At 64.6% G+C, this 13,935-nt stretch carries 9 protein-coding genes; 5 read left to right on the plus strand and 4 right to left on the minus strand.

The features are described from left to right. The first annotated feature begins 409 nt into the window (after positions 1 to 409). The 4 genes from acs (at position 410) to ACYQOP_RS02170 (ending at position 6,718) form a co-directional block, all read left to right on the plus strand. Positions 410 to 2,359 carry an acetate--CoA ligase gene (gene acs, locus ACYQOP_RS02155; RefSeq protein ID WP_056432182.1) on the plus strand — a complete coding sequence of 650 codons (1,950 nt, stop codon included), beginning with the start codon at positions 410 to 412 and terminating at the stop codon, positions 2,357 to 2,359. Positions 2,360 to 2,593: 234 nt separating this feature from the next. Next, positions 2,594 to 2,902 (plus strand): DUF485 domain-containing protein, encoded by a 309-nt coding sequence (locus ACYQOP_RS02160; protein ID WP_461220958.1) that lies wholly within the window; start codon positions 2,594 to 2,596, stop codon positions 2,900 to 2,902. Next, positions 2,899 to 4,593, plus strand: coding sequence for a cation acetate symporter (locus ACYQOP_RS02165; protein WP_461220960.1), 1,695 nt, complete (start codon positions 2,899 to 2,901; stop codon positions 4,591 to 4,593). The genes ACYQOP_RS02160 and ACYQOP_RS02165 overlap by 4 nt, the downstream gene beginning before the upstream one ends. A gap of 385 nt (positions 4,594 to 4,978) precedes the next feature. After that, positions 4,979 to 6,718, plus strand: a complete 1,740-nt coding sequence (locus ACYQOP_RS02170) for an MFS transporter (protein WP_082469909.1) — start codon at positions 4,979 to 4,981, stop codon at positions 6,716 to 6,718. A gap of 217 nt (positions 6,719 to 6,935) precedes the next feature. On the opposite strand, the gene ACYQOP_RS02175 is transcribed toward ACYQOP_RS02170, so the two are convergent. The 3 genes from ACYQOP_RS02175 to ACYQOP_RS02185 form a co-directional block, all read right to left on the minus strand. Next, the gene (locus ACYQOP_RS02175; protein WP_461220962.1) at positions 6,936 to 8,306 is read right to left on the minus strand and encodes a DUF2252 domain-containing protein; all 1,371 of its coding nucleotides are present in this window, start codon (positions 8,304 to 8,306) and stop codon (positions 6,936 to 6,938) included. Between the two features lie 57 nt (positions 8,307 to 8,363). Then, entirely contained in the window at positions 8,364 to 9,962 is a 1,599-nt protein-coding gene (gene purH / locus ACYQOP_RS02180; RefSeq protein ID WP_461220964.1) for a bifunctional phosphoribosylaminoimidazolecarboxamide formyltransferase/IMP cyclohydrolase, read from the minus strand. Positions 9,963 to 10,035: 73 nt separating this feature from the next. Continuing rightward, a complete protein-coding gene (locus ACYQOP_RS02185; RefSeq protein WP_461220966.1) occupies positions 10,036 to 11,820 on the minus strand; it encodes a heparinase II/III family protein in 1,785 nt (594 codons plus the stop codon). Positions 11,821 to 12,206: 386 nt separating this feature from the next. Here ACYQOP_RS02185 and ACYQOP_RS02190 point away from each other — a divergent pair, with 386 nt between their 5' ends. Continuing rightward, positions 12,207 to 12,761 carry a hypothetical protein gene (locus tag ACYQOP_RS02190; RefSeq protein ID WP_461220968.1) on the plus strand — a complete coding sequence of 185 codons (555 nt, stop codon included), beginning with the start codon at positions 12,207 to 12,209 and terminating at the stop codon, positions 12,759 to 12,761. Between the two features lie 28 nt (positions 12,762 to 12,789). Here ACYQOP_RS02190 and ACYQOP_RS02195 read toward each other — a convergent pair whose 3' ends face one another. After that, a complete protein-coding gene (locus tag ACYQOP_RS02195; protein WP_461220970.1) occupies positions 12,790 to 13,932 on the minus strand; it encodes a hypothetical protein in 1,143 nt (380 codons plus the stop codon). Between the last annotated feature and the right edge of the window lie 3 nt (positions 13,933 to 13,935).

A 13,935-nucleotide genomic window follows, 5' to 3' on the forward strand; every position in this document is an offset into this window, starting at 1 on the left:
TTTCGCTGGCCTACTCATATCCGGAGCGACCAGCGTCCTAGCCCAAACGGCGGGTCCGTCGCAGACGACCGGTCAGAACCTGGAATCGGCGGGCTCGTTCCGAGATATTGCCCCGACCGGCGTCACAAAGCCGCCCGGTGCCGCAGCCGCGCCCGACACCCGGCTGCCCCCCGATGAGGCCCGCAAGAAGGGCGAGACCGAAGGTTCGGGGATCAAGGGAATCTGTATCGGCTGCAACTGACAGCCGTCCGATCATGGATCGAGAGTATTGCCCAAATTGGGGGTGCGGACGCAGGTGCATCCGCCCCCTTCGCGCTTGCGATAGGACTGTTCCTGCGCCTAAGAACGAGTTGGAAGTCCCGGCTGCGCGGTTTTCGCGATACGATCGGGCACCAGTAGGGAAAACGTCATGGACGAGAAGGTGGTCGACGTCCGCGCGACCTGGATCGACGGTGCGCATGTAGACGACGCCGGGTATCAGGCGATGTACAAGGCCTCGGTCGATGACCCGGCTGCATTTTGGGGTGAACACGGCAAGCGGATCGATTGGTCGACGCCTTATTCGACCGTCAAGAATACAAGCTTTGCTCCCGGCAACGTCTCGATCAAATGGTTCGAGGACGGCAAGACCAACGTCGCCTACAATTGCATCGACCGTCACCTCGCGACGCGCGGCGACCAGGTCGCGATCATCTGGGAAGGCGACGACCCCAACGAATCCAAGCACATCACCTATCGGCAGCTTCATTCGGAAGTCTGCCGCATGGCCAATGTGCTGCGCAACCGCGGTGTCGGCAAGGGTGACCGCGTCACCCTCTACCTGCCGATGATCCCGGAGGCCGCATACGCCATGTTGGCCTGCGCCCGGCTCGGCGCGATCCACTCCATCGTGTTCGGCGGTTTCTCCCCGGATTCCCTGGCCGGCCGTATCGAAGGCTGTGCCTCGAAGCTCGTCATCACCGCCGACGAGGGTCTGCGCGGCGGCCGCAAGGTCGCGTTGAAGGCCAATGTGGATGCCGCGATCGCGAGGCTCGGCAAGGATGCCGTGGACCACGTCGTCGTTGTGCGTCGCACGGGCAGTAATGTCGCCATGGAGCCCGGCCGCGACGTCTATTACGACGAGGCCGCCGCCATGGTCACCGACGAGTGCCCGGCCGAAGCCGTGGAGGCAGAGCACCCGCTCTTCATCCTCTACACCTCAGGCTCCACGGGCCAGCCCAAGGGTGTGGTGCATACCACCGGCGGCTACCTCGTCTACGCCGCGATGACGCATCAATACGTCTTCGATTACCGCGAGGGCGAGGTCTACTGGTGCACGGCGGATGTGGGCTGGGTCACAGGCCACAGCTACATCGTCTATGGCCCGCTCGCCAACGGCGCCACGACCCTGATGTTCGAAGGCATCCCGACCTATCCGTCGACCTCCCGCTTCTGGGACGTCGTCGACAAACACAAGGTCAACATCTTCTACACCGCGCCCACGGCGATCCGCTCGCTCATGGGCGGCGGCGAAGGCCCGGTGAAGAAGACCTCGCGGGCCTCGCTCCGCGTCCTCGGCTCGGTCGGCGAGCCGATCAACCCGGAAGCCTGGGACTGGTACTACCGGGTGGTCGGCGACAGCCGCTGCCCCATCGTCGATACCTGGTGGCAGACCGAGACCGGCGGCATCCTCATTACGCCGTTGCCCGGTGCCACCAAGCTAAAGCCCGGTTCGGCCACACGCCCATTCTTCGGCGTGCAGCCGCTCATCGTCGATGCGGAGGGCAAGCCGCTCGACGGTGCCTGCGAGGGCAACCTCTGCATCGCGGATTCCTGGCCGGGCCAGATGCGCACGGTCTATGGCGACCACGAGCGGTTCGAGCAGACCTACTTCTCCACCTATCCAAACCTCTACTTCACCGGCGACGGCTGCCGCCGGGATGCGGACGGCTATTACTGGATCACCGGCCGCGTCGACGACGTCATCAACGTCTCGGGCCACCGCATGGGCACCGCGGAGGTCGAATCCTCCCTCGTCGCCCATCCGAAGGTGTCGGAAGCGGCCGTCGTCGGCTACCCGCACTCCATGAAGGGACAGGGCATCTACGCCTACGTCACCCTGATGGAGGGCGAGGACGGTTCGGACGAGCTGCGCAAGGAACTGGTGGCCTGGGTCCGCAAGGATATCGGCCCCATCGCCTCGCCGGACCTGATCCAGTTCGCCCCCGGCCTGCCCAAGACTCGCTCGGGCAAGATCATGCGCCGCATCCTCCGCAAGATCGCAGAGGACGAGTTCTCATCGCTCGGCGATACCTCGACCCTTGCCGAGCCGGCCGTCGTCGACGACCTGATCGAGAACCGCCAGAACCGCGCGTCCTGATTGCGGGCCTCGCACAAGGAAGCGGCGCATCTCGAAGGAGGTGCGCCGCTCGCATTTTCGGCCGCCTCTCCCGCCTGTCCTGACGATATCGTGACCGTGCGGCGCTTGCGCCGGCACGCCTCGCGACACGAGACAGGCTGGGCGGCATCGAACGCGCTCGTCTCCCATCGCCATAGTATTCGCCAAGACCGAGGCCCCGTTCAGAAGGGCCGAAGCTTCAGGGAAAGTTACGCCATGTCCGATATCGAGACTGCACGGATCGCGCAGAATCCGCGTTTCAGGGAACTCGTCCACGAGCGGACCCGCTTCGGCTGGACGCTGACCATCGCGATGCTGCTCGTCTATTTCGGCTTCATCGGGCTTATCGCTTTCGACAAGTCGCTGCTCGCCATGAAAGTCGGGAGCGCCACGACCTCTTTGGGCCTGGTCCTCGGCGTCGCCGTGATCGTCTTCGCCTTCATCCTTACTGGTATCTACGTCCAGCGCGCCAACGGCCGTTTCGACGAACTGACTGCCGCCCTCAAGCAGGATCTCGGCCGATGATCCGCTCAGCCCACCCCATCGCCCTGGGTACCACCCTCGCAGTCATCCTCGCTGGCGCGGCCTACGCCGCCGGTCCGGATCTCGGCGCCGTCACGAAAGCCCAGACGAACTGGCCGGCCATCGGTATGTTCGCGTTCTTCGTGCTCTTCACCCTCGGCATCACTTATAAGGCCGCCAAGGGCACCAAATCGGCCTCTGACTTCTACGCCGCCGGCGGTGGTATCTCGGCCGGCACCAACTCGCTGGCCATTGCCGGCGACTACATGTCGGCTGCCTCATTCCTCGGCATCTCCGGCCTCGTCTATACGTCCGGCTTCGATGGTCTGATCTATTCCACAGGCTTCCTCGTGGGGTGGCCGATCGTGCTGTTTCTCATTGCAGAGCGGCTGCGCAACCTCGGCAAGTTCACCTTCGCCGACGTCGCCTCCTTTCGCCTCGACCAGACCTCGATCCGCATCATTTCGGCAGTGGGCACCCTCGTGGTGGTGGCGTTCTACCTGATCGCCCAAATGGTCGGCGCAGGGAAACTGATCCAACTGCTGTTCGGCCTCGAATATCTCTATGCGGTCGTGATCGTCGGCGTGCTGATGATCGTCTACGTGGCGTTCGGCGGCATGAAGGCGACCACTTGGGTCCAGGTCATCAAGGCCTGCCTTCTCCTCGGGGGTGCCACCTTCATGGCCGGCGCGGTCCTCTACAAATACGGCTTCAACCCCGAGGCCCTGTTCTCGGCCGCCGTCGCCACCCATCCGAAGGGCGATGCCATCATGGCGCCGGGCGGCCTCGTCTCGAACCCCATCGAAGCGATCTCCCTCGGCGTCGGTCTGATGTTCGGCACCGCCGGCCTACCACACATCCTGATGCGCTTTTTCACCGTCTCCGATGCTCAGGCCGCCCGCAAATCGGTGTTCTACGCCACCGGCCTGATCGGTTACTTCTACATCCTGACCTTCATCATCGGCTTCGGCGGCATCGCCCTGCTGATGTCCGATCCGGTCTACTTCAAGCTCGATCCGGCGGGTGCGTTCGACAAGCTGAAGGGGATGCTTGGCGGCACCAACATGGTTGCTGTGAACCTCGCCAACGCCGTTGGCGGGCCGTACTTCCTCGGCTTCATCTCGGCAGTCGCCTTCGCCACCATTCTCGCTGTCGTGGCCGGGCTCACGCTCGCCGGTGCATCGGCGGTCAGCCATGATCTGTATGCCAGCGTCATCGCCCGCGGACGCACCAACGAGGCGTCCGAAGTGCGACTCTCGAAGATCTCGGCGGTCGTCATCGGTATCGTGGCGATCTATCTCGGATACGTTTTCGAGAACCAGAACGTCGCCTTCATGGTCGGCCTCGCCTTCTCGGTGGCGGCGAGCTGCAACTTCCCCATCCTCACCATGTCGATCCTATGGCGGGGCACGACCACCTGGGGCGCACTGATTGGCGGATTCGTCGGCCTTTTCGCGGCTGTCGGAATGGTGATCCTGTCGAAGGCAGTGTGGGTGACGACCTTCGGTAATCCTGCGGCGATCTTCCCCTACGACAACCCGGCCCTGTTCTCGATGCCGCTGGCCTTCCTCACGATCTACGTCGTGTCGAAGCTCGACAATACTGCCAGGGCCAAGCGCGAGCGCGCATCGTTCGAACAGCAGTTCGTGCGCTCGGAGACTGGGATCGGAGCCGACGGCGCCCACGCTCACTGACGGTTCCAAGACCACACTACGAATGCTCGAGAGGGCGCGGCGGAAGCCGCGCCCTCTCTCATTCATGGCAGCCCATCGGGCAGCGGTTCTACCAATCGGCACCAAAGTGACACGTTTGCATAAAAACGTGAGTATCCCTGGACCGTACGGCTTTTTCACTCTTGGGCGAAATCATGGCGTGAGGTAGCGTCGATCGCTCTCGTTTCCGTGAGCGGCAAGACCAATGCGCGCCAGGACTTGAGCGACTGCGAACGCCGACGCAGCGCCCAAGTTTCTGAAGTGATGAAAGCCAGGCCTGCAAAAGCCTGGAAGTAAAAAAATTTTGGAGGATTCCCCCATGTCTGCAACGTCAGCGGTCCCATTACCAAAGGAAGCCGCACGGCCCATGAGTGCCGGCGAGAAGAAGGTTATTCTGGCATCCTCGCTCGGTACCGTGTTCGAGTGGTACGATTTCTATCTCTATGGATCGCTGGCCGCGATCATCGGCGCGCAGTTCTTCTCGGCCTATCCGGAAGCCACGCGCAACATTTTCGCCCTGATGGCTTTCGCAGCGGGCTTTCTGGTCCGCCCCTTCGGCGCACTGGTGTTCGGACGTCTCGGCGACCTTGTGGGCCGCAAGTACACCTTCCTCGTGACCATCCTGATCATGGGCATCTCGACCTTCGTAGTCGGCCTTCTGCCCTCCTACGCCACGATGAACGAGTACGGCGTCGGTTGGGTCGCGCCCGTGGCGCTGCTGGCTCTGCGCATGCTCCAGGGTCTCGCCCTCGGTGGTGAGTATGGCGGGGCGGCAGTCTATGTGGCCGAGCACGCTCCCCCCGGGCGTCGCGGCTTCTACACCGCCTTCATCCAGACCACGGCGACCCTCGGGCTGCTGCTGTCGCTGATGGTGATCCTGTTCACCCAGATCTACGTCAACGCGAACTACGCGCCCGTCGCCACCACCCTCGCTGACGGTTCGGCCGGGACGATCACGCCCTTCGCCGCCTGGGGCTGGCGCATTCCGTTCCTGGTCTCGATCGTGCTGCTCGGCGTCTCGGTCTGGATCCGTCTGCAGATGCAGGAGAGCCCGGCCTTCAAGAAGATGAAGGACGAGGGCACCGGCTCGAAGGCGCCGCTCTCCGAGGCGTTCGGCCAGTGGCGCAACGCCAAGTGGGCGCTCCTCGCCCTGCTCGGCCTCACCGCCGGCCAGGCCGTGGTCTGGTACACCGGCCAGTTCTACGCGCTGTTCTTCCTTCAGACGATCCTGAAGGTCGATCAGTTCACGGCCAACGTGCTCATCGCCTGGTCGCTCATCCTCGGCACCGGCGGATTCCTGTTCTTCGGCGCACTCTCCGACAAGATCGGCCGCAAGCCGATCATCCTCGGCGGTTGCGTCATCGCGGCACTGACCTTCTTCCCGCTCTTCAAAGCGCTGACCGCTGCAGCCAACCCGGCCCTGCACGCGGCCCAGCAGAGCACGCAGGTGGTGGTCAAGGCCGATCCGGCGGATTGCTCGTTCCAGTTCAATCCGGTCGGAACGGCCAAGTTCACCAATTCCTGCGACATCGCCAAGGCGCTGCTCGCGCGCTCGGCCGTGAACTACACCACCGAGCCGGTCGCTCCCGGCACCAAGGCCACCGTCACCGTCGCCGGCAAGGAGTTCGCCGCCGCCGATCCGGCCTTCGCCAAGGATATCGGCGCCGCGCTCACGGCCGCCGGCTACCCTGGCGCCAACAACCCGAGCATCGTGAAGATCGCCATCGAACCGAAGGACGGCCTGTCGAACTTCGCCAAGATGATCGACATCTTCTCGGTCCAGAAACTGACGATCATCGGTATTCTGACCATCCTCGTCCTCTACGTGACGATGGTCTACGGCCCGATCGCGGCGGCTCTCGTCGAGCTCTTCCCGACGCGTATCCGCTACACCTCGATGTCGCTGCCTTACCATATCGGCAACGGCTGGTTCGGTGGCCTTCTGCCGGCCACCGCCTTCGCCATGGTTGCCCAGACCGGCGACATCTATTTCGGCCTCTGGTACCCGATCGTCATCGCCCTCGCGACGGCCGTCATCGGTGCCCTGTTCATCCCCGAGACCAAGGACAGGGACATCTTCACCTGGGACGACCGCCCGGCACGCTAGCGTTCGGAGCGAAGGGCTGGATCGGGGCCAGCCCCGGTCCAGCTTGAGCAAGTGCTTCAACGGCGTCGGTGCCTTGAAGACCCGATGCCTGTAAGGCGACGATACGAAGAAGGCCCTGTCGCGAGACAGGGCCTTCTTCGTTTGTCATCTCCGACGTCGTCGACGGGTTCGACTTATGCCGCAGGGTTCGGTCAGACCTTGCATGAGGCCTTTGCCTTCACGCAGCCTCGGCGGGCTCCTGATAGGCCTGCTTCAGCGCATCGTGGTCTGCCATCGTCTGCCACGCATAGCGCATCGCGAATTCGGCCACCGCCTCTTCGAAGGCATCGCCCTTGCCGAGATAGCCGGCGATCATCGCTGCGTCCCCCGAGCGGGCATGGGCACGGGCGAGCGTGGTCCCGCAAAGTTGGGCATAGGCCTTGGGACCGCTCTCGGACATGATTTCTGCGACGGCCGACAGCTTCTTGTTCTTCAACTGGCGGACATAGTAGGAGCGCCCACTCGCATCGGAATAGGCGGTGCCCAGGAACATGTCGCTCGCGGCCTGCATGATGCGCTGCCCGTCGATGACGCGCTGACCTTCGGATGCGAGGAAGAAGGGGCTCAGGGTGAGCTGCGCCAGCACCGAAGGTCGGGCTTCCTTGATCTGCAGGAAGAGCGGCGCACCATCCGCGTCGGTATACAATCCCACGGCGCAGACCGTGCCCACCGAGCCGATCCCCACCACCTTGAAGGCGACATCGCGCTGCGTGTAGCGCAGAGCCAGCAGGTTCCGGTCGGCCTGAAGGCTTTGCGGATAGGCGAGCAACGCGGCGGCCGCTTCCTGAACCGCCTCGGTCAGGCCGTTCGGCCCACCATGGAAGACGGTCGGGGCCTTGTCGGCGATGCGCCACAAAGACGGATCGGCGCCGAAGCTCGCAGGATCGAGGTCCGGTGCATCGCCATGGCTGAGGCCGTCGGCGGTCTCGGAAGCCGCATCGGACAGGAGGCGGCGGCACAGATCTCCGTCGCCGAGGCGACCGATTTCGTGATCGAGATCGATCCGGCTGTGCCAGATGGCGAGCGGCGAGAGATGCGACAGGTCACGCATATGTTCACGATAAGCCCGGACGCTTGCCCGAGCTGCACGATGTGCCCGGTCCTCGCCCTGAGGCAGGGCGGCGACGGCGACACTGGCGGCGAGGCGCTTCACATCGATCGTGAAATCGACGTTCCAGAGCGTCTCGTCGAAATCGTTGATGTCGAAAAGGGTCTGGCCCTCGGCGCTGCGATACACGCCGAAATTGCCGATGTGGCAATCGCCGCAGGCCTGGACGGGAATGCCCGGAACCGCAACGCCCGCGAGGTCGGCGGCCATCACGGCGGCAGCCCCACGCAGGAACGCAAATGGGTTTGCCCGCATCCGCTCGTGCCGCAGAGGGATCAGTTCGAGCAACCTGCCCGAATCGTTCGCCCGGAGAACCGCGAGCGGATCGCGGTTCTCGGCAGGATACCAGTCGGCATGGGATTCACGGGGAACCGCATCGCGCAAGCGCTTACCGGCCGCTCGGCGCTGGGCGCGATCGGGGGAAGGAGAGATGTTCGTCATGGAAGAAAGCCTCGACAAGGCGATGCGCGCAGGCCGTTTGCCGCGCACCGCGCGGCATCAGTGCCGGAAGTGACGATGCCCTGTAAACACCATGGCGAGACCGGCTTCGTCGGCGGCCTTGATTACGTCGGCGTCACGCATCGATCCGCCCGGCTGAATCACCGCGGTGGCGCCGGCTTCCGCCGCCGCGATCAGGCCATCGGCGAAGGGGAAGAACGCGTCCGAGGCAACCACAGAGCCCTTGGCTAGGCTCTCGGTCGCACCGATGCGTTTGGCGCCCTCCGCCGCCTTCCAGGCGGCAATGCGCGAGGAATCGACCCGCGACATCTGTCCGGCGCCGATCCCCACCGTAGCACCGTCGCGCGCGTAGACGATGGCATTCGACTTGACGTGCTTGGCGACGCGGTAAGCGAAGCGCATGTCCGCGTATTCCTGGCCCGAGGGCTCGCGCTTCGTCACTACCTTCAGCGTCATGTCGTCGACCACCGCGGCGTCGCGGCCCTGAACGAGGATGCCGCCGGCGAGGTTGCGCATGGCGAAGCCCTTGGCGCGCGGGTCGGGAAGAGCGCCCGCGAGGAGGAGACGCAGGTTCTTCTTGGCCGCGACGATGGCGATCGCCTCCTCGGTGGCGTCCGGCGCGATGATCACCTCGGTGAAGATCTCGACGATCCGCGCAGCCGATTCGGCATCCAGGGTGCGGTTGAGGGCGACGATGCCGCCGAAGGCCGAGGTCGGGTCGCAGGCCAGAGCCCGCTCATAGGCCTCCGCCAGCGTAGGACCTTCGGCGACACCGCAAGGGTTGGCATGCTTGATGATCGCCACTGCGGCGACGCGGGCCGGATCGAATTCGGCGACGCATTCATAGGCCGCGTCGGTGTCGTTGAGGTTGTTGAAGGATAGCTCCTTGCCTTGGAGCTGGCGGGCACTCGCCACGCCGGGCCGAACGAGGCCGGGCGTCCGGTAGAAGGCCGCCGATTGGTGTGGGTTCTCGCCGTAGCGCAGGGATTGGGCGAGCGTGCCGCCGAAGGCGCGGTAGGCAGGCGCCTCATCCATCTCCACATGGTCGGCAAGCCAGGACGCAATCGCAGCATCGTAGGAGGCGGTGCGGGCAAAGGCCTTCTGGGCAAGGCGCTTTCGAGTCGCCGCTCCGAGCGCGCCGTTGCCGGCCTCGAGCTCGGTGAGGATGGCAGCGTAATCAGCCACATCCACCACCACAGCCACGTCGGCGTGGTTCTTCGCGGCGGCGCGAATCATGGCCGGACCGCCGACATCGATGTTCTCCACCGCATCGTCATAGCCGCAAGGCTTCGCGATCGTCGCCTCGAACGGGTAGAGATTGACCACGAGAAGATCGATGGCGCCGATGCCGTGTGCGGCAAGTGCGGCCTGGTGCTGAGGGTCGTCGCGCACCGCGAGCAGGCCGCCATGCACAGCCGGGTGCAGGGTCTTCACCCGTCCGTCCATCATCTCGGGAAAACCGGTGATCTCGGCCACCTCCGTGACAGGAAGCCTCGCCCCGGTGAGCGCCCGATGGGTGCCGCCGGTGGAAACCAGGGCCACGCCACGCTCAGACAGCGCGCGGGCGAAATCCACGAGACCCGTCTTGTCGGAAACGGAAAGAAGTGCGCGGGCAACCCGCGCCTGATCATGCGACATCGTCGAGAACCGTCCGGCACAGGGCAGATCCTGCCCCTCAAAGGCGCGGGTACCACAAGTGACGCCCTATCGGCTACCGCGCCGCGTCATCGGCCATGGAAGCGTCACGCACGGCGGGTTCGCCCCGCCCCGGCGCCTGTGCGATGTGCAGGAAGCGCCATCGCACCTGGGCGCCCTCCCCGGCCGTGACATACAGGACGATCTGGTCGGTTCGGCGCGCGCCGGTGAGACCCGCGAAATAGACGCTCTCCTCCAGCGCTACCGCAGCGCCCTCGGCCTCGAACCGCCAGACCTCCCCGAGGGGCGAGGCGAGATCGACCCCACCGCCGACCGCCGCATTGGCCGCGATGGCGGGATGCAGATGGAAGCGGATTGCCGCCTCGGGCGGACGTAGCCGGATTCGGTTGCCCTTATGGGCCACCGGAACGAAGGCATCCTCGCCTTCTAGCCCCGCCCCGTCGGGCAGGAGGCGCCAGCGGCGCTCATGGACGATCCCGAACTCGGCGGCATAGCCGTCATGGCGTCCGGCCAGGATCAACGTTCCGCCATCGCTCGTCCGCTCGGATTTGACGGCGCGCGGGCCGCGCACGAGCACGGGACCGATCCGCTTGATGAGCCAGTCCGAGGCCCAGCGACTGCCCAGTCCTTCGCTGGCACCGAGGAATCGGCAGGAGGACGAATCCCCTATCGTCGCCGTGGAATGGGCGGCGGTGCTGCGGGCGAGGCGACGCAATTCCGGGCCGCTCGCCGGCAGCCCGCAATTGATGACCACCCGCTGGGGGCCGCTCGACATCTCGAAGGAGAGACAACCGGCCCCCGCATTCATTGAGAAGGGCAGCGGCGGCGGCGCCCCCACATCAGCGACCAAAACGACACGGCCGCTTTCCAGCCGCTCGTAGCCGGAATTCGGCGCATGCATCAGCGGCTGCGCCAGGGCCCCGTCATAGACCAGCAAGGTGGCGAGATGGTCCGCCGCCGTGGCGCCCATGCCGTTGAAATGGCTCAGGGACGCATCGCCGTGGCGCAGGAGCCGCAGCAACGGGAGCATCCGGTCGATCGCGTGAAGCAGAGCCTCCGGCGGGTCGAGGCTGCGGCTCAGGAAGCTTTGGCGCAGAGGCAGGAGATCTAGCAAGAGCTCCATGGCGAAGCGCGGATCGCGGCTGCGATGCCCGCCATCCGCCATGATCTGCCGATCGAGTTCGCGAGACAGGATGCGGGTGGCCCGGCGCAGGATCGGCTGGATGCCCTCGCAGCACAGGCCGGCATAACATAGCGCCACCACCGCCAAGAGCCGCGATTGCGGCGGCAGGCCACGGCGCAGGGAGCGTTCGAGGTCTCTTGCGCCGCGCCCGACGGCCTTGAGGAACGCCTGGTAGAAGGCGTGGTCCGCGCCTTCCAGAACCAGCGGCGACTGACAGAGGAAGGAGATCAACCGCCGCGCGGCAACGGGGACGGGCGCGGCCAGAGTCTCATCGCCACGGCCAGCGATGAAATCCGCCACGAAGGCTCGGGCATTGGCTCGAGCCAGGGCCGTATCGGCGGCGCGCAGATGGCGCAGCCATCCGAATCCGTAGAACGCATCCGCCCATTCCGGTGACGGCGGCGCATAGTCGAACGGTGACCGACCGCTCACGGAAAGAGAGCGTCCCGCGAAAACGAAGAGGCCGGCATAGATGTCGTCGGCAAAGGTGGCGTCGCTAGTGCGCAGATCGTGCGGGGCGATGACCAGGGCGCTGACGCGCGCCCGCGCGAGCAGGTCTGGACTCGCCGTCAGGCGTGCGGACACACCCCGCGCCGAGCGGACGATCTCCCGCCCGACGAGCCGATAGAACCGCCAGCGATCAGCCCCCCAACCCACGCACACCTTTCCTCCAGCGCCCAGACCCGATTGGGCCCTCGCGCCAGATGTCGCCCATCACGAAAGCTAAGCCGTGCGTATTAACCAACGATTAAGGATGCCGACACTGCCCACGATGCATAGGCCGATCTGCGCACGGGTTTTTGCCTTCGAGCCGGAGCCATCCACTGGGGCGAGGCGTGGCACCAAGCTGAATCGCCGAACTGTATTTTTTGGCAAACTCGGCTGGAACGGTTGAATGCTGCACAGGTTATACACAGCGTCCAGCGAGCTTCTCCCCTGTAGCCTCCAGCAATGGCAGTGTGTCCATGACTGTCATCCCAGTCGCCAAGCGTGCCGGCCTCTTGATATCGGCAGCAGCGTTATTGTGCACATCTAGCGCAGCGATGGCGCAAAACGCTCAAGACCGTGGCTTGGGCGGACTTTTCGAGGCGCTGTTCTCTCCCGCCCGTCCTGCTGTCGAGCAGCAACAAGCCGTCCCCGTGCACCAATTTGAGCGCCGGCTTCCGTCGATCCGGCGCGAAGCCAGCCGCCCCCGTCCGAAGATCCGTTATGCCGCCCTGCCGAAGAGCGAGCCGCTGCAGCTTCATATCGCCGAGCGCCAGACGCCGATCTCCATGTCTTCTGGACCGATGAACGCCCTGCTAAAGGATCCGACCCTACGTCCGGGCGACATCGTCGTGCTGAAGGACGGCGCGCGTGTCTTTACCGGCAACGAGGACAAGACTCACACGGTGCGGGATTTCGAGCCGGTGAGCCGTTCCGCCTCGGTCGATCGCAAGACCAAGGCACTCCTGTCCATGATGATCGCACCGATGGGTGCATTGCCGCCCGACGAGGTGCGCAAGTTCATGGCGCGGCTGAAGAAGACCGCACCTGCCAGCGATCAAAACGGCGATGCGCAGGTGCAGACCGTCTCCATGCGAATCATTACACCGTAAGGCCGACACCGATACTGTTTTTAGACGCCTATCTCAGATAGGTCACGCTGTACAAGGTCTTCCTCAGCTCGCTTTCAGTGACCCAGATGCGTCCGTTGTCGCAACGTTCACGGATGCCGTCGCGCATGCGGCCGCAATATTCACCGGTATTGTCCTGGATTCGATACTGGCAGGTGCCCTCTGCCTTGCGGCGGCCGATGACCGGGCTCGCATGATCGGCGAACAGGTCCGGGTCCTTCGGATCGCGGTCTTCGAGAAGGTACCAGCTATACCCCACTGTCGGCACACGGCCGCGGTCGAGTGCGTAATCGACCATGGCCAGGATTCGGTCGAGTTTTTGCTTGCTCGGATGACGGCCGGACTCGAGCATGTCCGCGAAATCGGCCTGGCTCGCCGCCACACGGTAGGAGACCGGCAGAAGCGGCACAGGTAGCGGCACACGACGGCAGACGGCCTCCACATGGGCGATCCATGCTGCGTTGAATGAATCAGCCCACCGCCCACGCAAGTGGGAAGCAGTTGCAGCCACCGCGCGAAAGCTCTGCCGCGCCGGGTGAAGCTTCGTCCGGTAGCGCAGCGAACGCAATGTCGGCATCACGTAGCGATAGCCATCATTGGACGGCAGGTCGCGGTCCTCGCAATACCCGCCGATGTTGTAGAGGAGCGCCGCCATGTCCTCCTCACCGCCTTCGATCTTGTCGAAATACGGTTCCAGGGCTGGGTTACCGTCCTTGGTGACCTCGGCAGTATTGCGACTCCAGGCGATGTCGGCCCGGTAGGCCGGATGCGCACGGAGATGGCGCTTGAGATGCGGGTCCGAGATCGTCTCCAGCCTGGCTGGGTCGGCGAAATAGAATTTCGTCGCCACATCCAAGGGAGAGACCGGCCTGCCGACGCGGTGCGAAATCATGTCCGCCGTGGCATAGGCAAAGCAGATCGCACTCTCACCTTGGTTCAGCGGCAGGTCCTTCGGCGAGGGCGAGATGCCTACATCCTGGGTCCCTGTATGAATCTCGAAAGGAATCGTCGCCGAGACCGAGGCGCAGGTCGCATTGCGGGTATAGGTCGGCGCAACCGGCAGGATTCGGCGGTCGATCTCGTCGGCCCCAGCTTGGCCGAGGAGAAGAAGCCCCCCGAACAGGCCGGCAATGGCATGGCGGGGGGCACGCACCGC

This window comes from Methylobacterium sp. CM6247 (assembly GCF_054817925.1).

Coding starts and splice junctions, on each gene's coding strand:
- ACYQOP_RS02170 (WP_082469909.1), top strand. CDS start 4,979: ATGAGTGCCGGCGAGAAGAAGGTTATTCTGGCATCCTCGCTCGGTACC.
- ACYQOP_RS02175 (WP_461220962.1), bottom strand. CDS start 8,306: ATGACGAACATCTCTCCTTCCCCCGATCGCGCCCAGCGCCGAGCGGCC.
- ACYQOP_RS02160 (WP_461220958.1), top strand. CDS start 2,594: ATGTCCGATATCGAGACTGCACGGATCGCGCAGAATCCGCGTTTCAGG.
- ACYQOP_RS02165 (WP_461220960.1), top strand. CDS start 2,899: ATGATCCGCTCAGCCCACCCCATCGCCCTGGGTACCACCCTCGCAGTC.
- purH (WP_461220964.1), bottom strand. CDS start 9,962: ATGTCGCATGATCAGGCGCGGGTTGCCCGCGCACTTCTTTCCGTTTCC.
- acs (WP_056432182.1), top strand. CDS start 410: ATGGACGAGAAGGTGGTCGACGTCCGCGCGACCTGGATCGACGGTGCG.
- ACYQOP_RS02190 (WP_461220968.1), top strand. CDS start 12,207: ATGGCGCAAAACGCTCAAGACCGTGGCTTGGGCGGACTTTTCGAGGCG.